Below are 23618 nucleotides of genomic sequence, written 5' to 3'. Positions count from 1 at the left end.
ACCTGATCTTGCTGTACTGAATCCATAGTCAACTCGGTCGTTCAGGTCGATGCAGGACGCAACACACCTCGGTCGGCTCCCTCTCCCTCCGGGAGAGGGCTGGGGTGAGGGGGAGGGTTCACTGCGGACTATCAGACAATTAACCCTGCCACTTCCCACCTTCGACAATCACACTCTCAGGCTTGGTGTCATCACTCAGCTCTTTACGCACATATTGGTCATACAGTTTCAGCAGATATTTCTCTTCCCCAAGCTTGGCCAGCTCCGTATTCACCCAATCGCGCAATTCGATATTGCCCTTCTTCACCGCCGGTGCAATCGGCGCTTCGGCGCCAAGTTTTTCGTCCAGCACACGGTAGCCCGGGTTCTGCTTGGCCCAACTGAACAGCACCAGGTTGTCCTGGGCGTAGGCATCGCCACGGCCGTTGGCCAGGGCTTGCAGCGACTCGGAGTTTTTCTCGAACTTCAGCAGTTTCCAGTCCGGGTGGTTCTTGGTCAGCCAGATATCGGCCGTGGTGCCAGTGGTGACGATGGTGGTGCGGGTTGCCAGATCATCGAGCTTTTTCACATCACTGCTCTGCGGCACCAGCGCCTGCACCGCAACCTTGAGGTTCGGGTTGGTGAATTCCACCGCTTCCTTGCGCTCCGGGGTCACGGTCATGTTGGCGAGGATCAGGTCCACCTTGTCGCTTTGCAGGAATGGAATGCGGCTAGCCGGTTCCACGGCCACGAACTCGACCTTGTTTTCATCGCCCAGCAGATCCCTGGCGAATTGACGACCGATGTCGGTATCGAAGCCGACATAGCGCCCCGCCTCGTTGACGAAGCCGAACGGCGGTTTGTCGGTGAACACGCCGACGATCAGTTTGTCGCGGGCCTTGATCTTGTCCAGGTAACCCGCTGGCGCGGTGCTTTCGCTGGCGACTTTCGGCATGGCCGGTTCTTCGGTCTTGTTGCAGCCGGCCAGCAGCGCGAGGCTGATCAGCGGTAATGCGAATAGGGCTTTGGCAGTTTTCATGGCAGTTCCAGTTCCTTTGTTTGGGTCGTTTTGGGCGAGGTCGTTGAAGGCAGGGCTTCGACGTAGGAGAACTTCTCCAGGAACTGCTGCGCGCGTGCGGTTTGCGGGTTCGTAAAGAAAAGCTCGGGCGGGTTCTGTTCAAGGATGCGCCCGACGTCCATGAACACGATGCGATCGGCCACCGCGCGGGCGAAGGCCATTTCGTGGGTGACGATCAACAGAGTCATGCCTTCGCGGGCCAGGCCCTGAATCACTTCCAGCACTTCCTTGACCATCTCCGGATCAAGGGCGGCGGTGACTTCGTCGAAGAGCATGACCCGCGGGTTCATGCACAACGAGCGGACGATGGCGATGCGTTGCTGCTGGCCACCGGAGAGCTGTCGCGGGAAGGCGTCGCGCTTGTCCGACAGGCCCACGCGTTCGAGCAATGCTTCGGCTTGTTGTTGTGCTTCGCGGCGTTCGCGTTTCTGCACTTTCAGCGGACCGAGCAGCAAATTGTCGAGCACGCTCATGTGCGGGAACAAGTGATAACTCTGGAACACCATGCCGATCTGCTGACGCACTTCGCGCCAGTCGGTGGACTTGTCCAGCAACTCGCGACCGGCGAATTTCAGGTGGCCGCTGTGGGCGGTTTCCAGGCCATTGAGGCAACGCAGCAGAGTGCTTTTGCCGCATCCGCTGGGGCCGAGAATGACGATCACTTCGCCGGACTTCACTTGCAGGTCGATGCCCTTGAGCACCTGCTGTTCGCCGAAGAATTTGTTGAAGCCCTGAAACTCGATCAATGCGCTCATGCTTGCGTCCAGCGCCGCTCCAGCACGCGCGAGGCGGCCGACAGCGGGTAGCAGATGAAAAAGAAAAACAGGAACAGCGCACCGTAGATCAGCACCGATTCGTAAGTGCGCTCGATGATCTGCTGGCCGACCTTGATTACATCCACCACACCGATCAGCACCGCCAGCGAACTGGTCTTGATGATCCGCGTGTAGACGTTGATGGTCGGCGGCGTCATGCGCTTCAGCGCCTGGGGCAGCAGCACGTAGCCGTAGAGCTGCGCCGCGTTCAGACCGATCGACAACCCCGCCTCACGCTGCCCGCGCGGCAACGAATGCAGCGCACCCCGCGCCACTTCACCGACCTCACTGACGCCCCACAGCGACAGCACCAGCACCGCGCACCAGAAGCTCGGCAGGCTCAGGCCGAAGAAAATCGGAAGGCCGAAAAACAGCAGGTACAACCAGACCAACACCGGAATCGCCCGGAACAGTTCCAGATAAACCCGCAGCACCGCGTTAAGCCACGTCACGTTGAGCGTGCGCAGCACGCCGTAGAGCACGCCGCCGACGGTGCTGATGGCGATACTGAGGAAGGAGATCGAAAGGGTTTGCCCGGCGCCTTTGGCCAGTTGCGGCAAGGACACCCAGAGTAGTTCAAGACCCGAACTGGCCATGCTGGAGCCTCCTTTCCAGACGGCTCAACAGCAGCGACAGCGGCAGGAACAGCAGCACGCAGATCAGCGTCAGCACGGCGAGCATTTCGTAGGTCTTGTAGTAGAGCGCGATGTAGCTCTTGGTGGTGTAGAGAATCTCCGGCACCGCCACGGCCGAGACCACGGTGGTTTCCTTTAGCAGGAAAATGAAATTGGCGAACAGTGACGGCAGGCTGAGGATCCCTGCTTGCGGCAGGATCACGTAGCGCAGTAACTGGCCGTGGGACAGGCCGATAGAGCGGCCCGATTCGAGCTGCGCCTGTGGCACCGCATCGACGCCGGCGCGCAGCACTTCGGTGAGGTAGGCGCCGCCGAGAAACGTCATGGTGATGATCGCGGCGGTGAATCCGGAAACCTTGATCCCCAGCGCCGGCAGCGCGAAGTAGACGAAAAACAGCTGGATCAGCAGCGGCGTGTTGCGCGCCAGCTCCACATAGAGCCCGACCAGTTTTTGCAGGTAAGGCGTGCGAAACACCAGAATCGTCGCATTGAGCAACGCCACCAGCAGCGAGGTGCCGATGGCGATCAAACCGACCTGCAGCGTCACGCCCACGGCTTTGAGAAACGCCGGCAGGGTGCTGAGGATAAATGCGTAATCGAAGGTCATGAAACGTCCTGACGTCGCTCGGTAAGCGACGGTGGTGCAGTCCATGGACAGCGGATAGCCGTCCTGCAAGCACCGACTTTAAAGGTATAAAAATCAGAATTTAAATACCGATAAAGCATATTGATATCACACAAAAAACTATCCTGCGGGTTTGCCGAGACAGAATAAGAAGGCTATTTTTCCTTTCGCTGTAGGAAGGATCTTTTTTTCGTAATAGCCCTCCAAGGACGAACAGCTTTTGGCCAGACTCCCCCGGCTGAACTCATAACAAGGAAGAAAACATGGACGTAAAAGTGCCGCCGCGACCGGACCCGCAGGATTTCGTGAAATGGCTGGTGGCTTTGCGCAGAGCGTTGAAACACACCGCGTAGATCAAACGCGAAAAGCCCCCTCATCGGAACGCCGCCCGCCCACCCCTCTCCCCCTGGGAGAGGGAGCCGACAGAGTTGTCTTTCGACAGACATCGACCTGAAAAACCGAGCCGATTATGGATTCGGTGAAGAATAATCAGGTCGGCGTACCTCTACAGCATCCCCCAATCAGTCCCCTCTCCCCCCGGGAGTGTATGTACCGGAGACATGGTGGACAGGTGTTCGGAGACATGGTGGACACTTTTAAATAGACACATTGCTCATCGCGAAGGAGATGGCCTGTGTCTTGGGAAGAGGTGTCTACCGTGCAGCTACGTACAGAATTCGTGCTTTTGGCTCGGCAAGAAGGGGCCAATGTTCGGCAGCTTTGCCGTCGATTCAACATCAGCCCAAGCACTGCCTACAAATGGCTCAGCAGGTTTGAAAAATCAGGGGCCGAGGGGCTGAACAATCAGTCACGACGACCGAAGACGTCCCCCAAACGTTGTGCTGACGAGGTGGAGAAGCAGATTCTGATCGTGAGTCAGGAGTACGCGGCTTGGGGCGCTCGCAAGCTCAAACGCGTGCTGGAAGACAAAGGTTTAGCGATGCCTTCCGTCAGTACTGTGCATGCAGTTTTACAGCGTCATTCGCGCGTTGATCCAAAGGCTGCTGAGATCAAACCGTTTATCCGGTTCGAGCATGAAGCGCCCAACGATCTCTGGCAGATGGACTTCAAGGGCCATTTCAGCCTGAGTCAGGGGCGTTGCCATCCATTGACGATACTGGACGATCACTCGCGGTTTTCGATGTGTATCGCCGCGTGCGCCAATGAGCAGCGCGACACCGTCCAGGAGCATCTAATCCGGGTCTTTCGGCGTTACGGCTTGCCTTTGCGCATAACGATGGACAACGGTTCGCCCTGGGGTGACCAGACTGGGGTTTATACCGCGCTGGAAGTCTGGCTGATGGGGCAGGGCATCAAGGTAGGTCACTCCCGGCCTTATCATCCGCAGACCCAGGGAAAACTGGAGCGTTTCCACCGCAGCCTGAAGAGTGAAGTGCTGCAAGGTCGGCACTTCACGGACCTCAACAGCGCACAACAGGCATTTGATATCTGGCGTGATGTCTACAACCAGAAACGTCCTCATCAAGCGCTGGATATGCAGGTGCCGGCGACTCGCTACAGCAGCAGCCCTCGGGAGTATCAGGAGCAGCAAATGGCGCCGGAATACGCCGACGGAGATGTGGTCAGAAAGGTCCAGGTGAAGGGCGAGATTTACTGGAGGAACCGTGAATACTCAATCGGAAAAGCATTTCACGGGCTGTCGATAGCGATCAGGGAAACAGCGGAGGATGGCATCCACGATGTCTACTGGAGTAGACATCGTATCGCCCGAATCGACTTGAACTTGCAGATTGTTACGGCAGGTAAGAGGATCTAAAAACCGTCCACCATGTCTCCGAACATGTGTTCACCATGTCTCCGGTACATACAGGGAGAGGGTTAGGGTGAGGGGGCTTTTGAAGCACACACAAAAACGCCGATGACCATCACTGGTCATCGGCGTTTTTTCAACCTTGAAGGGGGTTGCTGTTGCGTCGGATCAGAACGCCGGCAGTACCGCGCCGTTGTACTTCTTCTCGATGAACGCTTTGACTTCAGGGCTGGTCAGGGCCGCGGCCAGTTTCTTGATGGCGTCGCTGTTCTTGTTGTCCTCACGGGCCACCAGGAAGTTCACATAAGGCGAATCCGCGCCTTCGATCACCAGGGCGTCCTTGGTCGGGTTCAACTTGGCTTCCAGCGCGTAGTTGGTGTTGATCATGTCCAGGTCGACTTCTTTCAGAACACGCGGCAGCAGGGCCGATTCCAGTTCCTTGAACTTGAAGTTGTGCGGGTTCTTGGCGATGTCTTTTGGCGTAGCCAGAGCGTTCTTCGGATCTTTCAGCTCGATCAGGCCGGCCTTCTGCAGCAGGATCAGTGCACGACCGCTGTTGCTGCCTTCGTTCGGAATGGCGATGGTAGCGCCGTCCGGCAGTTCAGCCAGGGTTTTGTACTTGCTCGAGTAGCCGCCGAACGGTTCAACGTGAACGCCTTGCACGGTCACCAGGTACTTGGCCTTGTCGTCCTTGTATTTGCCTTGGTTGAAGCTGTTCAGGTACGGCAGGGTCTGGAAGTAGTTGGCGTCCAGACGCTTCTCGCCCACCTGTACGTTCGGTTGTACGTAGTCGGTGAAGACCTTGATTTCCAGATCCACGCCTTCTTTGGCGAGGGTCGGCTTGATCAGCTCGAGGATCTCGGCGTGTGGAACCGGGGTCGCAGCAACCACCAGTTTCTCGCCGGCCTGGGCCAGGGAAGCAGTCAGAGCAGCCGCCAATGCGGTAAACAACAGAACCTTTTTCATGCAGTGTCCTTAGTCGAAAATCACGGTCGTCATCGACGACGGCATTAATACGTGTGCCAGCGATGTGCTACTGCTGGCGTGAAGCGGACAATACCGGGATTTTTTATTCCCGGACAATAACGTTTATTCAGCTTCATATTCCATTTTGTTCATGTTGAACAAAAGGGTTACAACGCCTCGCTCAGGCTCAACAGCAATTCTTTCAATGCCTTACGTTCGTCGGCAGTGCCGTTGAGGCTGATGCTCGCCACCTGACGCTCGATCTGAACCAGCGGCCCAGACACCTCGGGCAGGTTCAGGTGCTCCGGCAGGATTTCGTCGCCGGTGCTCACCAGCAGGGCAAAATGAATGACGTTTTCCAGTTCCCGGGTGTTGCCCGGCCAGCTGTGCTGCTCCAGCACCTGCTGCGCCGCTTCGCTGATCAGCGGCACCGGCAGATCCAGGCGCTGGCTGTAGATACCGAGGAAGTACTCGGCCAAAGACAGAATGTCGCCGACCCGCGCGCGCAGCGCCGGCAGTTCAAGATGCCCTTCGCTGAGATAATGATAGAGACGCTCGTGGAATTTTCCCGCTGCCACTGCTTGCGCCAGATCGATGCTGGTCGCCGCTACCAGGCGCACGTCCACCGGGCTTGGTTGATGCGCACCGACGCGGGTGACTTCGTGGTTTTCCAGGGCGGAAAGCAACTTGACCTGGATCGGCAGCGGCAGATCGCCGATCTCGTCCAGGTACAAGGTGCCGCCGTTGGCCGAGCCAAACCAGCCGGCGCGGCTGCTGGCCGAACCGCTGTAGCTGCCGGCGGCGTAGCCGAACAATTCGGCATCGGCATACGTCGGGCTGATCGCGCCGCAATTGACCGAGACAAACAGCCCGCTGCGATCACTGGCACGGTGGATGTGGCGGGCGAGCAATTCCTTGCCGGTGCCGGTCTCGCCACGAATCAACACCGAGATCGAACGCGGTGCGAGTTGGGCCATTTCCTCGCGCAACTGGCGCGAGCGTGGATCGACGAACACCAGCGCCTTGGCGCGGATGCTCAGGGGACTTTTTTCCGCATCGGGAAAGGTCAGCAATGGCTGGCCGAAGGTTTCAAGACTCATGGCAGACTCCCGCCCCAAATCGCCGGGAGACGGGGGCGTTGAAAAAATAAAAGTGGTCAGGCACGGCGCCGGGCGTGGTGTTCCATGCGGTTTTGCAGGCGATACAGATAAGCGAATCCCTGCTCCCAGCGTTGATGCCCGGACTTCACGTTGATATGGCCGGCGCCCGCGAGAATCCCCGCCTCGGCGCCCCAGTTGCGCGCCAGTTCCAGCGCACGCGGCGCACTGACGGCGGCGTCGTTGTCGGAGCTGACGACCTGGCTCGGGAACGGCAGCAGATCGGTCGGGATCGGTGCGAAATTGCGCAGTGCCGGCACGCAGGCCGGGCGTTCGACATCCGCTGGCGCCACCAGCAGCGCCCCCCGCACTTGACGCAAATGATGCAGCGGCGCGGTGGCCGCCCAGTGCGCCACGGTGATGCAGCCCAGGCTGTGCGCGATGAGAATCACTGGCGAGCTGTCGGCGGCAATCGCCTCGGCCAGCGCCGCGACCCAGTCTTCACGACGCGGCGTCAGCCAGTCGGCCTGCTCCACCCGCGCGCTGTTGGGCAGGCTGTTCTGCCAGTGGGTTTGCCAATGATCTTCTGGCGATCCTTGCCAGCCCGGCACAATCAGATAGCGGATTGATTCGTTGCGCATGGGGGAGCTCTCCTGCGTCGTGTCTGTTCCTGAACGAGTATAGGGACGGGATTTATATTCGTTAAGGAATAAGAAGCTATTTATTAAGACCTGAAATGCATATTAAGCAACAGACAAAAAAGGGGCCGCACCCTGCCAAGGAGACGGCCCCGGAAAAACGTGAAACCCTTATCGTGCAGTGATCACCGACAGCTTGGTGATGCCCGCCCGCTCAATCGAAGCCATGGCTCGCGCCACTTCGCCGTAATTCACCCCGTCGTCGGCCTGCAATTGCACGCGCACTTCCGGGTCCTTGGCCTTGGCCGATTTGAGGTTGAACTCCAGCAGGTCCGGCTGGATTTCGTCCTTGTTGATAAACAGCTTTCCTGCACCGTCGATGCTCACCACCAACGGGTCTTTCTGCTCGACCGGCGCCACCGCTTCGGTCTTCGGCAGGTTGATCGGTATCGCGTTGGTCAAAAGCGGAGCGGTGACGATGAACACCACCAGCAGCACCAGCATCACGTCCACCAGCGGCGTCACGTTGATCTCGCTCAGCACCTCGTCGCTGTCTTGCGTGGAGAAGGCCATATCAGGACGCCTCCTTCACTTTTGTTGCGTTGCCCTGGGCCGCAGCCTTGTGCGCGGTCGGGTGGATCAGCACGCGGAACGCGCTCTTCTGCGCCAGGCTGTAGAAGTCGTGGGCAAAGTCATCCAGGTCCGCCGCCGTCAGTTTCAGGCGACGCAAAAAGTAGTTGTAAACCAGCACCGCCGGCACCGCGACCGCGATCCCCACCCCGGTGGCGACCAGCGCTGCACCGATCGGTCCTGCGACCGTTTCCAGGCTCGCCGAGCCCGCCGCGCTGATGCCTTTCAACGCTTCCATGATTCCCCACACCGTGCCGAACAGACCAATGAACGGCGAGGTGCTGCCAATACTCGCGACCACCGCCAGACCGGTTTCCAGCGAACGGCGCTCGCGGACGATCTGCTGGCGCAAGGCACGTTCGAGGCGATCCTGATGATTGATCGCCTGGCTCAGGTCATTGGCCTGCGGCGCCTCGCCCACCTGAATCGCCGCATAACCGGCCTGTGCCACCCGCGCTGCGGCGCCGGGCTGGGTTTCGCTCAACTCGGCGGCGGAGTCCAGACTCGACGCCGCCCAGAAGCGCTTGTGAAATTTGCGGTCCTGCGCCTTCAACCGGCCGAACTGCAGCGCCTTGAGCAATGCCAGGCCCCAGGTAGCGACAGAGAAGACCACCAGCAGCCAGATCACCGCGCTTTCGATGGATTCCAGTGGAGATGCCAGTAACGTCATGATGTGTTCCCTCGTGTGTGGGAGCCGAGCTTGCTCGCGATGACGGTTACAGACACACCGCGAGAATAAAGCCGGCTGATTACCAATTAATGAATCTTGAAATCGATGGGTACGCTGACCCAGCCGTCCTGGGCGACATCACCCTGCTTGGCCGGCACGAAGCTCCAGCGCTTCACGGCGTCCAGCGCCGCGTCGTCGAGCTGTTGCCGGCCACTGCTTTTCTGAATCTGGATCTCGCCCGGTTTGCCGCTGGCCAGTACGTGCACCCGCAGCAACACCGTGCCTTCCCAACCGCGACGCTGGGCCAGCGACGGATACTCCGGCGCCGGGTTCTTCAGGTACGCGGCGTTGGCCGAGGCCGGGGTCACCGGAGCAGGCGCCGGTGGTGCAGGTGGTGCTGGCGCGGCGACCGGGGCGGCCGGTTGTGGCGGAGCCGGGGGTTGCTCGACGGCTTTTGGCGCTGGTTTCGGAACAGGTTTGGCGACCGGTTTCGGTTTGGGAATCGGCTTCGGTTTCGGTGGTGGCTTGGTTGCCAGTTCGTCTTCCACCGGCGGCGGTGGCTCGACCACCGGTGCCGGTGGCGGCGGTACAACCACAGGCGGCGCCGGGGGGGCCGGACGCGAAAACTCGATGGTCATCGGTGGAATTTCCGGCGGCACGATCGGCAGCGCCGGCGTCGGATGCTGATTGATCCAGTAGATCACCGCGCCATGCACCACCAGCGCCAGAACGCCGAGCAGAATCGTTTCGCGGCGGCTCAGAATGCCCTTGGGCGCGCGCTGCAAACGCAGCTGCCCCAACGGCACACGATGGGGCCGGCCGAGATCGACCAACTCGCCGCTCGGCGCCTGGCGCCACAGCACCTCCTGTGCACTGGCAGCGGTCTGGACATTGCCCATTGATTTACTCCCTGCGGTCTCTTTGCGTTTTGCGTTTTTTCGCGTAGCCGATCCGCCGCTTGTTGAATCCCCCACGGCGTGATCGATGGGTCAATCATTGGGTCGGGAGGCTTATCTCCGAAAGTAATCTTTAATGTTATGAATAGACATTTATGGAATATAAGAAGCGATCATTTCCGCCAAAGCCACGGCCTGCAAGGCTTCCAGCGGCTCGCCGAAATCGACATGCTTTCCTGGCATAAAAAGTATTCATCCAAGGCATCGGTTTATCGAGGACCCGGGATTCGGTGACAACTAATACCAAGGTGATAGTTGACGAACTTTTTTTGTAGACAAACAAAAAGGCCGATGCATGTTTAATGCATCGGCCTTCGATTTGCGGAATTTCTTATTGCTTCACAAACTCCCCGGCCAGACCGACTACATCACCGTCAAAGTTGGTACGAGAACCCACCGCACGAACTTTCGAGTAGTTGTGATCCGGCGAGAACAGCGTCCAGGACTGATAGCCAGTGCCGTCATTCAAAGCCGCGAAAGTAATGATCGTAGGCTGCCCGGTGCTGTTCTGGAAGTGATAGTGACCGTACGCGATGTCGTAGTTCACGCCGTTCTGGCTGAACTTTCCGCTGAAGGTGCCGTTGGAGTCGTTGCCATCGGTGATCGTCAGTTTGGCGCCAGCGTTAGCGTTTACATAGTTGCCATTAATGCTCGACATAACGAGATTCCCTTTATCGTTGGATAAGTGTCTTCCGATGAGAGCAAGTTTCCTCCTGGAAACTCACGAGACTCAGGATGGTTGGACATTGACTTATTGTCCACGGCACTTTTCAACGATATTGCTATATGCACTATTCATGTCGCTCATAAATTATTTCGATTCGGAAGAGTCTTGATAACTAACGATTGGCATTGGTCTGTTGCCTTTTCCAGGTGACGGCCAGGTTCGGCCCCAGGCGCCAGACCACCTTGCAACAGGTTGTCCGGATTGAAGCGCTGGTCGCCGGGATCGATCAGAAGTCGTAGCGACCGGTGACGCCGAGGGTGCGCGGCGTGCCGAGCAGACCTTCATAGCCGCCGTTGCCGCCGGTCCACAGGGTCGTGTAGTAGGTTTTGTCGAAGGCGTTTTTCAGCCACAGCGAGACATCCCACTGTCCCTGATTGAAATCGCCGCGCAGGCCGGTGGAGAGATTGACCACCGCGTAACTCGGGATCTGGCCGTAGTCGGAATCTTCGACCGTGCCCACCGCTTTGGAGCGGAACGCGTAGCTGCCAGTGACGTAGGGTTGCAGTCCGTTGGCCAGATTCCATTCGTATTTGCCGTTGGCGTTGCCGATCCATTTCGAGGCGCCGACCACCTGATGCCCACTGAGGTCGCAAGAGGCCGGAGCCCCCGGCGCCTGACTGACTTCAGGTGGGCACGGCGCGTCCTTGTACGAGAGGTAACTGACGTCGTTGAACGAGCCGTTGAAGTTCAGCGTCAGACCGCGCAGCGGAATCACGGTGCTTTCGAACTCCACCCCGCGTGAGCGCACTGAGCCGGCGTTGGTCAGGTATTGCACACGGTTGACGTCGTCGTAGGCGTTGGTCTGGTAAGCGTTGACCTGAGTCCAGAACACGTTGGCGTTGAGCTGCAAACGCCGATCCCACAGCGTGCTCTTGAAGCCGAGTTCGGCGTTGTTGGCGCGCTCGGTGCCGATCAGCAGGGAGTCGGCGCCAGCGGTCGGTGCCGAGCCGACCACCAGGTTGACCCCACCGGATTTCTCGCCGTGAGACAACGTGGCGTAGCCGAGCAGATCATCGGTGAAGCGATAACTCAGGTTGAGCAATCCGGACGGGCTGGAGCTGTACTGATTCAAATCGCCGGAATCGTAGGCGCCGGTCCGGCCGCGTCGCGCGGTGGCAGCAGCACCAGTCACTGCTGCGCCACCCTGCGGCGCATCACGATTGACCCAGGCGTTCTTCTCTTCATAGGTGCCACGCACCCCGGCGGTGAAATCCAGACGCGGGGTCAGGTGCCAGGTGCCTTGGGCGAACAGCGCGAAACTGTCGGTCTTGATGTGGCCACGGCCGACGCTGTTGACGTTGGCCAGCGCACCCCGTGGCGTGCCGTTCCAGATATCTGCCTGCGGGCCGTAATAGGCGAAGGATTTGTTGTCCAGGTCCGAGCCGAAATAGTAGGCGCCGAGGACGTAATCGAAGAACTCGCCCTTGGGCGAGGCGAGGCGAAATTCCTGGGAATACTGCTTGTCCTCCACCGAGACCCCGGCGTTGTAGCTCGCCGGCACGTTGAGGCCATCGTCGTTGCGCGGGGTGAAATTCCAGTATCGATAGGAACTGACCGAGGTCAGGGTGAAGTCGCTAGGCAGTGTCCAGTTGGCCTCCACCGACGTGCCGCCCTGATGCACGGTGACGTGCTGGTCGCTGTCCAGATTGACCTTGCGGTGCGAGCCGTTGACCAGCGTCGCGCCGGCAGCGGCGGCGCGGGCCGAGTAGAGATTGACGCCATTGATGGTCGGCCCGGTGTTGTACAGCACGCGGGTGCCGGCGCTGGAATCCTCTTCGTTGTAATCACCGATCCAGCGCAGATTGAAGTTTTCGTTGGGCTTGAACAGCAACTGCGCCCGGAAGCCGTCACGGGAACCACCGTTCAAATCGTGGCCGTTGAATTCGTTTTTGATGTCGCCATCGCTACGGGTGCGATAGGCGGAAATTCGCCCGGCCAGTTGATCGTTGAGCGGCCCGGAAAGCGTGCCCTTGGTCTGGAAATAACCGCCCTCGCCGACCGAGGTTTCGATGCTGCGTTCCGGTGTGAAACTCGGCGCGCGGGTGCTGATGTTGATCACCCCGGCGGTGGTGTTCTTGCCAAACAACGTACCTTGCGGCCCGCGCAGGACTTCGAGCTGTTCGATGTCCATCAGGTCGAACACCGCCATCCCCGGACGACCCAGATAAACGTTGTCGATGTAAAGGCCGACGCTGCCTTCCAGGCCGTCGCTGGCCGGGTTGTTGCCCAGACCGCGAATCGACACGCTGGACTGGCGCGCATGCATGTAGGCGACGTTGACGCTGGGCACCAGTTGCTGCAGATCCTGGATTCGATAGACCCGCTGCGTCTCCAGAGTCTGGCCACTGACCACGCTCATGGGCGTCGGCACATCCTGAGAACTTTCTTCGCGGCGGCGGGTGGTGACGGTCACGGTTTCCAGTTGCGAAGTGGCGGTCGCGGTCTTGCCTGCCGGTGCCGGCACAGGGGTATCCGTTTCCGCAGCGTAGCCGTGGGTCCAACTGGCACTCCCCGCCAGCAACAGGGCCAGGGGCAGACGTTTGAGCCGTCGTGGCGGCTGCGGTGAAGCGAGGTTCAACGGACTCATGGGGCTGCTCCTGGTCAAAAAACACGCAGACATCTTCCGCGCTGCATATTCTTTTCAGTTATTCATTTATGTTTTTACAAAGATTTACTGCATAAGAGATTGCCTTTATAAGGAGTCGACCTAATGCATATCCAATGCATTTCCCGGATATTTTTTATGTGAAAAATGCATATCGACTTGCGCCAGCTCCGCCACTTCATCGCCCTTGCCGAACAACGCAGCTTCGTCGCCGGCGCGCAGGCGGTGAACCTGTCGCAGTCGGCATTCAGCCGCAGCATTCAGGCGCTGGAACACAGCGTCGGTTGCCAGTTGGTGGATCGCGGGCGCAAGGAATTGCCGCCGACCAAACAGGGGCAGGTGCTGCTTGAACACGCCCGGCGGCTGGTCAGCGGTGCACAGCAGATGGCCAACGAGATCAGCCAGTTCAACGGGCTGGAGGCGGGAGAATTGCGCTTCGGTTGCGGCCCGGCACCGGCGGCAGGATTGATCCCCCGAGCCATCGGCAGCTTCATCGGCCGTTACCCCAAAGCGCGGGTGCATTACCAGGTCGATGACTGGCAGAGTTTGAGCAAGCGACTGCTGAGTGAAGAGTTCGAATTCTTCGTCGCCGACACCCGGCACTTCGAGGCCGATCCGGATTACCTGACCCATCGTTTGCGCCCGCGCAAATGGCATTTCTGCTGCCGCGCCGGGCATCCGCTGGCCGCATCGGATCGGGTCACCGCCGAGCAATTGATGAGTTATCCACTGGCCGTCAGCATCCGTCCACCGAACCTGCGCAAGGTCATCGTCGACCTCAGCGGCCGCCCGGATTTCGTCCCGAACGTGGAGTGCGAGAACAGCGCCAGCCTGCTCGGCGTGGTGCTGCGCTCGGATGCGATCGGTATCGTCGGTGCCTATTCGGATGCGCTGCATCAGGCTCGTGGTGAGCTGGTGTGCTTGAAGATCGAAGGGTTGGCGGATGATCTCGAGGAGTTGTACACGCGCTACGGAATTGTCAGTCGCGCCGGGTATCGGTTGTCACCGTTGGCCGAAGCGATGATCGAGCAGATCAAGGCGATTGATGCGGTGGATGAGGAAGTGTGTTCACTGGACAATTTTGCCGTCTGACGCACCGCCTTCGCGAGCAAGCCCGCTCCCACATTCGAAACGCGTACTCCTGTGGGAGCGGGCTTGCTCGCGAAGAGGCCTGCGCAGGCGCCGATGCATTTCTTGCATGAAACACATTCCCCGAATGCACTTGCCGAACACCCTCGCAGAAAGCGAAAAACCTCGCCTGTCTTTCTGACTGGTGAACCCCATGTCCAACCCGCAAAACCCTGTGCGCAACGTGCTGTACATCATGTGCGATCAACTGCGCCGCGATTACCTGTCCTGCTACGGCCACCCGCACCTGCACACCCCGAACATCGATCGCCTGGCCGCCGCCGGCGTGCGCTTCAGCCGCGCCTACACCCAGGGCACGATCTGCGGGCCGTCGCGGATGTCGGCCTACACCGGACGCTATGTCAGCAGCCATCAAGTGGCGTGGAACGCCGTGCCGCTACCGCTGGAAGAACTGACCATCGGCGATTACCTGCGCCCCCACGGCATTCGTACTGCGCTGGTCGGCAAGACCCACGCCACGGCTAATGTGGATGCCTTGCAGCGGCTGGCGATCAACCCCGAAAGCGCCCAAGCCGAAGTGCTCAATGAAGTCGGCTTCGAACCGTACTTTCGTCACGACGGCATCTTCCCCGACGACCCGCTGTTCGATGACAAACGCGAATCCGCGCCGTACACCCATTACCTGCGCGAACAGGGTTTCGAAGGGCGTAACCCCTGGCACGACTGGGCCAACGCGGCCGAAGGCGACAACGGCGAAATCCTCAGCGGCTGGAAAATGCGCAATGCCCATTTGCCGGCGCGAATTCCCGAGCAACATTCAGAGACTGTCTACACTACAAATCGAGCCATCGACTTCATCGGTGAGCAAGGTGAAAAACCGTGGTTTTTACACCTGTCCTATATCAAACCCCACTGGCCCTACATCGTACCGGCTCCGTACCACACTTTGTACAGTACGAAATCGATTCTCGAACCGGTACGTAATGCCTCTCCAAGCGACCACCCGGTCTATCAGGCCTTTCGCCAGCATGAGGAATGCCTGAATTTCTCCAAAGATCCGGTACGACTGAACGTGATCCCGACGTACATGGGCCTGGTCAAACAGGTCGATGATCAGTTGGGGCGGCTGTTCGATTTCCTGCAAAGCAACGGACGCTGGGAGGACACGCTGATCGTGTTCACCAGCGATCACGGCGACTTTCTGGGCGATCACTGGCTGGGGGAGAAGGAGTTTTTGCTGGAGCAAGCGGTGGGCGTGCCGTTGATCGTGCGCGACCCGCGTGCGGCGGCGGATGTCACGCGGGGCACAGTCGATGAACGCCTGGCGGAAACCATCGATGGCGTGCCGACCTTTCTCGACGCGCTGGGCGTGGCGGGTGCCGAGCATCGCCTGGAGGGCCGTTCGTTGATTCCGCTGCTGCACGGCGAGAATCCCGACTGGCGTCGCTATGCGATCAGCGAATACGACTACGCCTTCCAGGCCCCGGCGCGGCAGCGACTGGGCCAGCCGATCGACCGCTGCCGCATGACCATGGTGCGCAGCGAGCGCTGGAAATACCTGGCGTACGACGGCTTTCGGCCGCAGCTTTTCGATCTGTTGAATGACCCGCAGGAGCTGCAGGATCTGGGCGCGGATCCGACGTATGCGGCGGTGCGTGAGGAGCATGCGGGGTATCTGTTCGAGTGGGTGCGCGGGCTGAAGCGGCGCACGACGATCAGTCATCAGGAGATTGATTTGCGTGGGCAGCGGTTTCGTTATGGGGAGCCGGAGACCGAGAAGCTCGTTCAGATTGGCGTCTGGTAAAAGGACTGCGGGCAAGCCGGATGGCCGGCTTGCCCGCGATGAGGTCTTATCAGACGCCGACGATTTCAGCGCCTTTGATGGTCTGGCTACGCTGCCCGCTCGCCCCGACCGGCACTTCTCCTTTGAGCGTCACCCGACGCACCACCCGATCCTGAGTGCCGTAATCATCAATCGCATAATGCTGCGTCGAACGGTTATCCCAGATCGCCACGTCACCGGCCTTCCAGCGCCAGCGCACGGTGTTTTCCTGGCGGATGACATGGCTCTGCAGCAGACCAAACAGATGCGCCGAATCGGCCTGGGAATAGCCCTTGATGCGCTTCACGAAGTGCCCCAGCAACAAGCTCTTTTCGCCGCTGATCGGGTGCACACGCACCACCGGATGCTCGGTCTCATAGACGGTCGAGGTGAAGATCTTGCGATAGCGCTCGAGCTTCTCCGCCGACACGTCCGGCTTCGCTCCGGCGTAGTCGTACTCGTTGCTGTGCACGGCCACCAGTTTGTCCGCCAGTTCACGCAGTTCGGTCGGCAGTTCGTTGTACGCGGTCGCGGTGTTCGCCCACAGCGTGTCGCCGCCAAACGCCGGAGCCACCACCGAGCGCAGGATCGAGGCTTTCGGGTAGGCATCGACGAAGGTCACGTCGGTGTGCCAGGAGTTGGCGCGCTGCCCTTCGGCGCCGTCCAGTTCCAGCAGGTAACGGGTGCCCTCGCGGGACGGCACGGTCGGATGCGCCACCGGCTCGCCGAGCAGGTGCGCAAAGGCTTCCTGACGTTGATCGTCGAGCTGGGTCTGCTCGCGGAAGAACACGACCTTGTACTGGATCAGCGCCTGTTGAATGGCTTCAACCGTCGCGGCATCCAGCTCACCGGACAAGTGCACGCCACGGATTTCGGCGCCGATACGGCCGGCCACCGGATGAATGTCCAGCGCGTGGACAGCGGGTTTTACAGCGAGTGCGGCATTGCTCATGGGTAGACCCTCATCGACTGCTTGCGGTTGGACGGCAGCGAAACAACGCTCTATCTATATTCCATTTGAATCTAATAGATATTCACATGCTTCGTTGACGGAATAAGAGCTTGCATTTAAAACCTCAAGCAACCTCGTCGCAAATGCCTTCGAGCTATTTTTAGGATGCCGGAAAAGCATATGGATCTTCGCCAGTTGCGCTACTTCATCGCCCTCAACGAACACCGCAGTTTTGTCCGCGCGGCCGACGCCATGGGCATCACTCAACCGGCGTTCAGCCGCAGCATTCAAGGGCTGGAGCAGGAGTTCGGCTGTGTGCTGGTGGATCGCGGCAACAAGGATCTGCGCCCTACCCCAGAAGGCCAAGTGGTGCTGCAACACGCCTTGACCCTGGTGCAGGGCGCGGCATTGCTCAGCGCCGAAGTGACGCAGATGACCAAGCTCGACGCCGGCGAACTGCACTTCGGTTGCGGCCCGGCGCCGGCGGTGAAACTGGTGCCGGACGCGGTGGCGCAATTCATCAATGCGCACCCGAAAGTACGCACCCGCTTTCAGGTGGATAACTGGGAAAAGCTCAGCCGCGCCCTGAGCCGCGAAGAGATCGAATTCTTCATCGCCGACATCCGTCATTTCGAATCCGACCCGAACTTCCAGACCCAACCGCTGACGCCCAAGCGCGGGGTGTTTTTCTGCCGGCCGGGGCATCCGCTGCTGGCCAAGGAAAGCCTGTCGACCAACGACATGTTCGACTACCCGCTGGCGACCACGCTGATCCCGCCGGGCATTCGCAAACTGCTGGCGAATCTCAGCGGGCGGATCGATTTTTCACCGACCATCGAGACCGAGCATTTTCCGGCGCTGGTGAAAGTGGTGCTGCAATCCAACGCGATCGGCGTCGGCACCGAAGAGGCGTTTGTCGAGGACATTGCCCAAGGCTCGCTGGCGCTGCTGCACTGGCGCAACCTGCCGCAGAACCTGGAGAGCATGAATGCGCGGTGCGGGATTGTGAGCCGCACCGGATTCCGGCTTTCACCGGCGGCGCGGGCGATGATCGAGACGTTGGTGGCGGTGGATAAACAGGAAATCAGCGTCGCGGTTTGAGGTCGTCATCGCCAGCAGGCTGGCTCCCACATGAAATGCATCCAATTGTGGGAGCCAGCCTGCTGGCGATGAGGTCTGCTCTGACGCTAAAAAATCAAAGCTTCGCAGCCGCCAGCTCAGGCGCCACCCACTCGTTCACCTTGAACGGCTTGCGAATCAGCTTCTGCTGCGCCGCCAGATCCACCTTGCCCTGCAGGTTTTCGAGGAACAACGGGTCCAGTGTCGACGGGAATACTTCACTCAGGTTCTGATCCTTCAGATCCTGGGTCAGGATCACCGGCGGATAACTCGCGAGTCCCGAGACCAGTTGCACGTAGGCGTCCTTGTTGCTGTCCTGGGTCAGCCACTCCACGGCCTGCTGCTGAGCCTTGAGCAGCTTCGCCACGGCTTCCGGATGCCCGTCGACAAATTTGCCGGTCCCCACCAGCACCGACTGCACACTGCCAGCGCCGCCGAGATCCTTGGTGTTCAATGGCAACTCGGCCAGGCCTTTGGCCTGCAATGCAGTCAGCCCAGAGCTGCCCCACGACGCATCGATCTGCTTCGCCGCCAGCGCGGCAACCGCTGCGTTGAAATCGAGGTTGATCACTTTCACGTCCTTCTCGCTCAGGCCCACACTGGCCAACGCGGCATCGAACGACAACTGGGTCGCAGTGCCGCGGAAGATCGCCACGCGCTTGCCTTTGAGATCCTGCAGCGTCTTGATCCCCGAACCCGGCACCACGCCCAGGTATTGCTTCACACCCCGGGCGCTGGCGCTGAGCAGGCGCGTATCCAGTCCGTTGGACTTGCCGATGATGGCCGCCAGATCTCCGAGATAGGCCAGGTCCACCTGGCCGTTGGCGAACGCTTCGTTGATCACCGGTCCGGCGCCCTTGAAGAAACTCCACTGAATCTTGATGCCCTGATCGGCGAAGGCCTTTTCGAAGATCTGCTGATCGCGCAGCACGTCCACGATGCCCCCACCGCTGTGCTGGGTGCCGGCGCTCAGATCCGGCACGGCAATCCTGATCTCCTTGAGCTCGTCGGCCTGGGCAGAGAACGCCAGCAGCCCCGCCAGCGCCGGCGCGGCAAACAGACTGATGACACGTTTGAAGGGAAGGTTCATGGGTGCGGCTCCTGATCACGGCGGGCATTGAGGAACCGAAAGTAGGCGCAATCCGTACCAGCACTTAAATACTTAAAACGCACATTTTTATAGCTATTCAAGCTAAGTCAGCAAAATCGGGACATGCAGAGCGGTATGCATGGAGAGCATCGAAAATATTCTTCGAATGCATTGGATGCGTGCAGGGCTGGAGGCCTTAAATGGCGCTGCTTATCTCCAAAATTGTTATTTTTCAATTCGCTTATAACAATTAGTTTTCAGCTAATTCCGCTAACACGATCCAACCCGACAACGGAGGTCACCCATGGCCCGTGAATCCCTGCTCAGCCTGCCACTGGCCGCACCGCCGTTGAAAAGCCGGCGCACCTGGCCACGCCTGAGCCACCGCGTCTTACCCTGGATATTACCGCTCGGACTGTTCGCCCTGTGGTGGCTGGCGGCGCGCAATCAATGGATGAGCGAACAGATCCTGCCGGCGCCGTCACTGGTGTGGAGCAGCGCGATCGAGCTGTCCCAGGGCGAGTTGTGGAGTCATTTGTGGATCAGCCTGCAACGGTTGTTCTGGGGCCTGCTCGCGGGCGTTTCCGCCGGCGCAGTACTCGGCGCGGCGCTGGGCTTCAGCCGTCGCCTCGAACGCCTGATCTTCCCGACCTTCACCGGCCTGGCCCAGGTGCCGACGCTGGCGTGGATTCCGCTGTTCATGGTGTTTTTCGGCATCGGCGAAACGCTGAAACTGGTGGTGCTGGTCAAGGCCATCGTGGTGCCGGTGACCCTGCACACGCTGGTCGGCGTGCGCGATGCGCAACCCAAATTACGTGAAGCCGCCGCTGTTTTACGTTTGCCGCCACGTCTGTTGATCCGCCGACTGGTGCTGCCCGCCGCCCTCCCGGCGTTCATGGCCGGCGTGCGCCTGGCGCTGGCCGCTGGCTGGACTTCATTGCTCGCGGTGGAACTGCTGGCCTCCAGCGAAGGCATCGGTTACCTGATGGTCTGGGCGCGTCAGTTGTTCATGCTCGACATCGTCTTTGTGTGCATCGTGGTGATCGGCCTGATCGGGGTGGCGATGGATCGCGGCATCGGCCTGCTGGACAGAAAACTGGTGCACTGGCCGCACCCGGCCACGGCGGAAATTCGTCGCGGCCCACGCTACGAAGGCTGGCAACGCGTGCAGCCGTGGCTGCTGCCGCTGGCGCTGTTTGCGTTGTGGCAACTGGCGGTCGATCAACAATGGATCGATGCCAACATTCTGGTCAGCCCGTGGGTGGTGCTTGAGGCAACGAAAAACGGATTGCTCGACGGCACGCTGATCTCGGGCATGGCCCTGAGCCTGGGCCGCACACTCGGCGGCTTGTTGATTGGCGGCGGCCTCGGCCTCGTGCTGGGCTTGTTGCTGGGTCTGTCGCGTACCAGCGAACGGGTGCTCGGCCCGACCCTCGCCGCCCTTCGCCAGATCGCGATTTTCGCCTGGGTGCCGTTGCTCACCGCCTGGTTCGGTCTGGGCGAATTGGCGAAGTGGGTGTTCGTCGCCCTCGCCGCTTTCTTTCCGTTGTTTGTCGCGACTCAACGCAGCGTCGCCAACCTCTCGCCACAGCTCAACGAAGCCGCGCAGGTGCTGCGCCTGAGCCTCGCCCAACGCCTGCGTCGACTGGTATTGCCGGGCGCCGCGCCGGGGATTTTCGCCGGCCTGCGCCTGAGCCTGATCTACGCCTGGCTGGGCACCATCGGCGCCGAATATTTCATGCCGTCCAACGGCGGCATCGGCAGCCAGATGATCGGCGCCCAACAACTGCTGCGCATGGACCTGATCATGGCCGGGATGCTGCTGGTCGGCCTCACCGGCGCCCTGCTCAACCTCATTGGCCAACGCCTGGAAATCCGCGCCACCCGCTGGAGACACGCATGAACGCACCGATTGTCAGCTTCAACCATGTAGGCAAATCTTTCGACGTCGACGGTTTCGAACTGGAGGCGATTCGCGAATTCAACCTCGACATTGCCGAGGGCGAATTCGTCGCCATCGTCGGTTCCAGCGGCTGCGGCAAATCCACTTTGCTGCGCTTGTTGGTGGGCCTCGACACGCAGTTTCGCGGGCAGATCACAGTCGATGGCAAAGCCGTCAACGGCGTCGGTGGCGAGCGCGGCATCGTGTTTCAGGAGCACCGTCTATTCCCGTGGCTGACGGTGGCCGACAACATCGGCCTGGGCTTGGTGAACGAGCCGCTGGCTGCCTCCGAAAAGCAGCAACGCGTCAACGATTTCATCGAACTGGTAGGCCTGCGCGACTTCACCCGCGCCTACCCGCACCAACTCTCCGGCGGCATGGCTCAGCGCGTGGCGATTGCTCGCGGCCTGGTGGCGAGCCCACGGATCCTGTTGCTCGACGAACCTTTCGGCGCCCTCGACGCGCTGACCCGCCAGCAGATGCAGGACGAGCTGCTGGCGATTCGCGAGCGGGCAAAGATCACCACGATTCTGGTCACCCACGATGTCGAGGAAGCGATTTTCCTCGCCGACCGCGTGGTGGTCATGGAGCCGCGCCCGGGCCGGATCAAACAGGTGGTGGACATCGCCCTGCCCCATCCGCGCCAGCGCAGCAGTTTCGACTTCCACCAGTTGCGCGAAGAACTGCTGCACGAACTGACCAGTGACGACCATTACCAACCGAGCGCACCGGTGCAGATCCGCGATCTGCCGCTGTCGTTCATTGCCTGCTGAACAGGAGCCTGTCGATGCCGCAACGTCCCAACTTTCTGGTGATTCTGGCCGATGATCTCGGCTTCTCCGACATCGGAGCCTTCGGCGGCGAAATCGCCACGCCGAACCTCGATGCGCTGGCCAACAATGGCTTGCGCCTGACCGATTTTCACACCGCACCGACCTGCTCGCCGACCCGCTCGATGCTGCTCACCGGCACCGATCACCACATCGCCGGCATCGGCACCATGGCCGAAGCCCTGACCCCGGAACTGATCGGCAAGCCGGGCTACGAGGGTTACCTCAATGACCGTGTCGTCGCGCTGCCGGAGTTGCTGCGTGAGGCCGGTTATCAGACTTTGATGAGCGGCAAATGGCACCTGGGGCTGACCGCCGAACTGGCGCCCCACGCCCGCGGTTTCGAGCGTTCGTTCTCGCTGCTGCCCGGCGCGGCCAACCACTACGGCTTCGAACCGACCTACGACGAACACACGCCCGGCCTGCTGAAATCCACCCCGGCGCTGTACATCGAAGACGACACCTTCATCGACGAATTGCCGAAGGATTTCTATTCCTCCGACGCCTTCGGCGACAAGCTGTTGCAGTACCTCAAGGAGCGTGACCAGAGCCGGCCATTCTTCGCCTACCTGCCGTTTTCCGCGCCGCACTGGCCGCTGCAGGCGCCCGCCGACATCGTCGAAAAATATCGCGGCCGCTACGACGCGGGGCCGGAAGTGCTGCGCCTCGAGCGTCTGGAAAAACTCAAATCGCTTGGGCTGATCGAGCCGGATGTCGAACCGCATCCGCTGATCCAGCTGACCGCGCAATGGGACGCGCTGAGCGATGAACAAAAACGCATTTCCGCCCGGGCGATGGAAGTCTACGCAGCGATGGTCGAGCGCATGGACTGGAACATCGGCCGCGTCGTCGATTATCTGCGTCAACAAGGTCAGCTCGACAACACCTTCATCCTGTTCATGTCCGACAACGGTGCCGAAGGCGCGCTGCTGGAAGCCTTCCCGAAATTCGGTCCGCAGCTGATGACGTATCTGAGCCAGCATTTCGACAACAGCCTCGACAACATCGGCCGCGCCAATTCCTACGTCTGGTACGGACCGAACTGGGCGCAGGTGGCAACCGCACCGTCACGCCTGTTCAAGGCCTTCACCACCGAGGGCGGGATTCGCGTTCCGGCGCTGCTGCACTATCCGCAGCTGCCGTTAAAGGGGCAGATCAGCCATGGTTTCGGCACGGTGATGGACATCACGCCGACCATTCTCGATCTGGCCGGCGTGCGCCATCCCGGCAAGCAGTGGCACGGTAAAACGGTGGCGCCTTTGCGCGGTAAATCGTGGCTGGGGTTCTTGTCCGGCGAGACGGCGCAGGTGCATGACGAACACACCGTCACCGGGTGGGAACTGTTCGGGCGCCGGGCGATTCGGCAGGGACAGTGGAAAGCGGTGTGGATCCCCGGCCCGGTGGGGCCGGCGACCTGGCAGTTGTACGATCTGAGCAGTGATCCGGGGGAGATTCATGACCTGGCGTCGAGCCAGCCGCAGAGGCTGGAAGCGCTGATCGAGCATTGGCAGCGGTATGTGGAGGAGACCGGGGTGATTTTGAGTGAGTCGCCGTTTCAGCCGGATTGAGATTTCGATCAAGA

Annotated in this window: 21 protein-coding genes; 7 read left to right on the top strand and 14 right to left on the bottom strand. The window is 60.2% G+C overall.

Translation table 11 applies throughout. The features are described 5' to 3' along the window. Window positions 1-139 precede the first annotated feature (139 nt). Genes NE357_RS01110 through NE357_RS01095 form a run of 4 tightly spaced genes read right to left on the bottom strand, consistent with a single transcriptional unit; the run spans window position 140 to window position 3114 of the window. Window positions 140-1018: a transporter substrate-binding domain-containing protein gene (locus NE357_RS01110; RefSeq protein WP_169428370.1), complete on the bottom strand. Its 879-nt coding sequence runs from the start codon at window positions 1016-1018 to the stop codon at window positions 140-142. Beyond that, window positions 1015-1812, bottom strand: coding sequence for an amino acid ABC transporter ATP-binding protein (locus tag NE357_RS01105; RefSeq protein ID WP_169428369.1), 798 nt, complete (start codon window positions 1810-1812; stop codon window positions 1015-1017). Before NE357_RS01105 ends, NE357_RS01110 begins: the two co-directional genes overlap by 4 nt. Then, window positions 1809-2468, bottom strand: a complete 660-nt coding sequence (locus NE357_RS01100; RefSeq protein WP_169428368.1) for an amino acid ABC transporter permease — start codon at window positions 2466-2468, stop codon at window positions 1809-1811. The genes NE357_RS01105 and NE357_RS01100 overlap by 4 nt, the downstream gene beginning before the upstream one ends. Next, window positions 2449-3114 (bottom strand): amino acid ABC transporter permease, encoded by a 666-nt coding sequence (locus NE357_RS01095; RefSeq protein ID WP_007918712.1) that lies wholly within the window; start codon window positions 3112-3114, stop codon window positions 2449-2451. Before NE357_RS01095 ends, NE357_RS01100 begins: the two co-directional genes overlap by 20 nt. A gap of 652 nt (window positions 3115-3766) precedes the next feature. Here NE357_RS01095 and NE357_RS01090 point away from each other — a divergent pair. Next, complete coding sequence (locus tag NE357_RS01090) at window positions 3767-4909, top strand: IS481 family transposase (protein ID WP_169428712.1); 1143 nt, start codon at window positions 3767-3769, stop codon at window positions 4907-4909. Window positions 4910-5071: 162 nt separating this feature from the next. On the opposite strand, the gene NE357_RS01085 is transcribed toward NE357_RS01090, so the two are convergent. The 8 genes from NE357_RS01085 to NE357_RS01050 all read right to left on the bottom strand — a co-directional run bounded on the left by NE357_RS01085 (window position 5072) and on the right by NE357_RS01050 (window position 13174). Further along, window positions 5072-5869 carry a MetQ/NlpA family ABC transporter substrate-binding protein gene (locus NE357_RS01085; protein ID WP_007952772.1) on the bottom strand — a complete coding sequence of 266 codons (798 nt, stop codon included), beginning with the start codon at window positions 5867-5869 and terminating at the stop codon, window positions 5072-5074. Between the two features lie 167 nt (window positions 5870-6036). Continuing rightward, window positions 6037-6969 (bottom strand): sigma 54-interacting transcriptional regulator, encoded by a 933-nt coding sequence (locus tag NE357_RS01080; protein ID WP_169428367.1) that lies wholly within the window; start codon window positions 6967-6969, stop codon window positions 6037-6039. Window positions 6970-7025: 56 nt separating this feature from the next. Beyond that, complete coding sequence (locus tag NE357_RS01075; protein ID WP_007952774.1) at window positions 7026-7607, bottom strand: alpha/beta hydrolase; 582 nt, start codon at window positions 7605-7607, stop codon at window positions 7026-7028. Window positions 7608-7775: 168 nt separating this feature from the next. Next, window positions 7776-8177 (bottom strand): ExbD/TolR family protein, encoded by a 402-nt coding sequence (locus NE357_RS01070; protein ID WP_003220570.1) that lies wholly within the window; start codon window positions 8175-8177, stop codon window positions 7776-7778. Between the two features lies 1 nt (window position 8178). After that, the gene (locus tag NE357_RS01065) at window positions 8179-8904 is read right to left on the bottom strand and encodes a MotA/TolQ/ExbB proton channel family protein (RefSeq protein WP_085608585.1); all 726 of its coding nucleotides are present in this window, start codon (window positions 8902-8904) and stop codon (window positions 8179-8181) included. Window positions 8905-8990: 86 nt separating this feature from the next. Beyond that, the gene (locus NE357_RS01060; protein WP_041475106.1) at window positions 8991-9803 is read right to left on the bottom strand and encodes an energy transducer TonB; all 813 of its coding nucleotides are present in this window, start codon (window positions 9801-9803) and stop codon (window positions 8991-8993) included. 388 nt (window positions 9804-10191) lie between these two features. Further along, window positions 10192-10518 carry a hypothetical protein gene (locus NE357_RS01055; protein ID WP_007952780.1) on the bottom strand — a complete coding sequence of 109 codons (327 nt, stop codon included), beginning with the start codon at window positions 10516-10518 and terminating at the stop codon, window positions 10192-10194. A gap of 295 nt (window positions 10519-10813) precedes the next feature. After that, on the bottom strand, window positions 10814-13174 hold the full coding sequence (locus tag NE357_RS01050; protein ID WP_169428366.1) for a TonB-dependent receptor: 2361 nt from the start codon (window positions 13172-13174) through the stop codon (window positions 10814-10816). Between the two features lie 165 nt (window positions 13175-13339). Between NE357_RS01050 and NE357_RS01045 the strand changes: the two genes are divergently transcribed. Both NE357_RS01045 and NE357_RS01040 read left to right on the top strand, forming a co-directional pair. Further along, window positions 13340-14284: a LysR family transcriptional regulator gene (locus NE357_RS01045; RefSeq protein ID WP_169428365.1), complete on the top strand. Its 945-nt coding sequence runs from the start codon at window positions 13340-13342 to the stop codon at window positions 14282-14284. 190 nt (window positions 14285-14474) lie between these two features. After that, window positions 14475-16085 (top strand): alkaline phosphatase family protein, encoded by a 1611-nt coding sequence (locus NE357_RS01040; protein WP_169428364.1) that lies wholly within the window; start codon window positions 14475-14477, stop codon window positions 16083-16085. 49 nt (window positions 16086-16134) lie between these two features. On the opposite strand, the gene NE357_RS01035 is transcribed toward NE357_RS01040, so the two are convergent. Beyond that, window positions 16135-17055 carry a TauD/TfdA dioxygenase family protein gene (locus tag NE357_RS01035; RefSeq protein ID WP_169428363.1) on the bottom strand — a complete coding sequence of 307 codons (921 nt, stop codon included), beginning with the start codon at window positions 17053-17055 and terminating at the stop codon, window positions 16135-16137. A 180-nt stretch (window positions 17056-17235) separates the two neighbouring features. Between NE357_RS01035 and NE357_RS01030 the strand changes: the two genes are divergently transcribed. After that, window positions 17236-18156 carry a LysR family transcriptional regulator gene (locus tag NE357_RS01030; RefSeq protein WP_169428362.1) on the top strand — a complete coding sequence of 307 codons (921 nt, stop codon included), beginning with the start codon at window positions 17236-17238 and terminating at the stop codon, window positions 18154-18156. Between the two features lie 94 nt (window positions 18157-18250). Here NE357_RS01030 and NE357_RS01025 read toward each other — a convergent pair whose 3' ends face one another. Next, the gene (locus tag NE357_RS01025) at window positions 18251-19264 is read right to left on the bottom strand and encodes an ABC transporter substrate-binding protein (RefSeq protein WP_011331920.1); all 1014 of its coding nucleotides are present in this window, start codon (window positions 19262-19264) and stop codon (window positions 18251-18253) included. 304 nt (window positions 19265-19568) lie between these two features. On the opposite strand from NE357_RS01025, the gene NE357_RS01020 reads away from it, so the two are divergent. Genes NE357_RS01020 through NE357_RS01010 form a run of 3 tightly spaced genes read left to right on the top strand, consistent with a single transcriptional unit; the run spans window position 19569 to window position 23604 of the window. Next, window positions 19569-21167 (top strand): ABC transporter permease, encoded by a 1599-nt coding sequence (locus tag NE357_RS01020; RefSeq protein ID WP_169428361.1) that lies wholly within the window; start codon window positions 19569-19571, stop codon window positions 21165-21167. Then, window positions 21164-21979, top strand: a complete 816-nt coding sequence (locus NE357_RS01015) for an ABC transporter ATP-binding protein (RefSeq protein WP_169428360.1) — start codon at window positions 21164-21166, stop codon at window positions 21977-21979. Before NE357_RS01020 ends, NE357_RS01015 begins: the two co-directional genes overlap by 4 nt. A gap of 14 nt (window positions 21980-21993) precedes the next feature. After that, the gene (locus NE357_RS01010) at window positions 21994-23604 is read left to right on the top strand and encodes an arylsulfatase (RefSeq protein WP_169428359.1); all 1611 of its coding nucleotides are present in this window, start codon (window positions 21994-21996) and stop codon (window positions 23602-23604) included. The last annotated feature ends 14 nt before the right edge of the window (window positions 23605-23618 follow it).

The sequence above is a fragment of the Pseudomonas sp. G7(2022) genome (assembly GCF_052660475.1).
Note: the sequence above shows the minus strand (reverse complement) of the source record. Positions and strands in the feature narration are given on the sequence as shown.

What these genes read in the sequence shown, in the direction of transcription:
- NE357_RS01110 (WP_169428370.1), bottom strand. Translation starts at nt 1,018, where the DNA reads ATGAAAACTGCCAAAGCCCTATTCGCATTACCGCTGATCAGCCTCGCG.
- NE357_RS01105 (WP_169428369.1), bottom strand. Translation starts at nt 1,812, where the DNA reads ATGAGCGCATTGATCGAGTTTCAGGGCTTCAACAAATTCTTCGGCGAA.
- NE357_RS01100 (WP_169428368.1), bottom strand. Translation starts at nt 2,468, where the DNA reads ATGGCCAGTTCGGGTCTTGAACTACTCTGGGTGTCCTTGCCGCAACTG.
- NE357_RS01095 (WP_007918712.1), bottom strand. Translation starts at nt 3,114, where the DNA reads ATGACCTTCGATTACGCATTTATCCTCAGCACCCTGCCGGCGTTTCTC.
- NE357_RS01085 (WP_007952772.1), bottom strand. Translation starts at nt 5,869, where the DNA reads ATGAAAAAGGTTCTGTTGTTTACCGCATTGGCGGCTGCTCTGACTGCT.
- NE357_RS01080 (WP_169428367.1), bottom strand. Translation starts at nt 6,969, where the DNA reads ATGAGTCTTGAAACCTTCGGCCAGCCATTGCTGACCTTTCCCGATGCG.
- NE357_RS01075 (WP_007952774.1), bottom strand. Translation starts at nt 7,607, where the DNA reads ATGCGCAACGAATCAATCCGCTATCTGATTGTGCCGGGCTGGCAAGGA.
- NE357_RS01070 (WP_003220570.1), bottom strand. Translation starts at nt 8,177, where the DNA reads ATGGCCTTCTCCACGCAAGACAGCGACGAGGTGCTGAGCGAGATCAAC.
- NE357_RS01065 (WP_085608585.1), bottom strand. Translation starts at nt 8,904, where the DNA reads ATGACGTTACTGGCATCTCCACTGGAATCCATCGAAAGCGCGGTGATC.
- NE357_RS01060 (WP_041475106.1), bottom strand. Translation starts at nt 9,803, where the DNA reads ATGGGCAATGTCCAGACCGCTGCCAGTGCACAGGAGGTGCTGTGGCGC.
- NE357_RS01055 (WP_007952780.1), bottom strand. Translation starts at nt 10,518, where the DNA reads ATGTCGAGCATTAATGGCAACTATGTAAACGCTAACGCTGGCGCCAAA.
- NE357_RS01050 (WP_169428366.1), bottom strand. Translation starts at nt 13,174, where the DNA reads ATGAGTCCGTTGAACCTCGCTTCACCGCAGCCGCCACGACGGCTCAAA.
- NE357_RS01045 (WP_169428365.1), top strand. Translation starts at nt 13,340, where the DNA reads ATGCATATCGACTTGCGCCAGCTCCGCCACTTCATCGCCCTTGCCGAA.
- NE357_RS01040 (WP_169428364.1), top strand. Translation starts at nt 14,475, where the DNA reads ATGTCCAACCCGCAAAACCCTGTGCGCAACGTGCTGTACATCATGTGC.
- NE357_RS01035 (WP_169428363.1), bottom strand. Translation starts at nt 17,055, where the DNA reads ATGAGCAATGCCGCACTCGCTGTAAAACCCGCTGTCCACGCGCTGGAC.
- NE357_RS01030 (WP_169428362.1), top strand. Translation starts at nt 17,236, where the DNA reads ATGGATCTTCGCCAGTTGCGCTACTTCATCGCCCTCAACGAACACCGC.
- NE357_RS01025 (WP_011331920.1), bottom strand. Translation starts at nt 19,264, where the DNA reads ATGAACCTTCCCTTCAAACGTGTCATCAGTCTGTTTGCCGCGCCGGCG.
- NE357_RS01020 (WP_169428361.1), top strand. Translation starts at nt 19,569, where the DNA reads ATGGCCCGTGAATCCCTGCTCAGCCTGCCACTGGCCGCACCGCCGTTG.
- NE357_RS01015 (WP_169428360.1), top strand. Translation starts at nt 21,164, where the DNA reads ATGAACGCACCGATTGTCAGCTTCAACCATGTAGGCAAATCTTTCGAC.
- NE357_RS01010 (WP_169428359.1), top strand. Translation starts at nt 21,994, where the DNA reads ATGCCGCAACGTCCCAACTTTCTGGTGATTCTGGCCGATGATCTCGGC.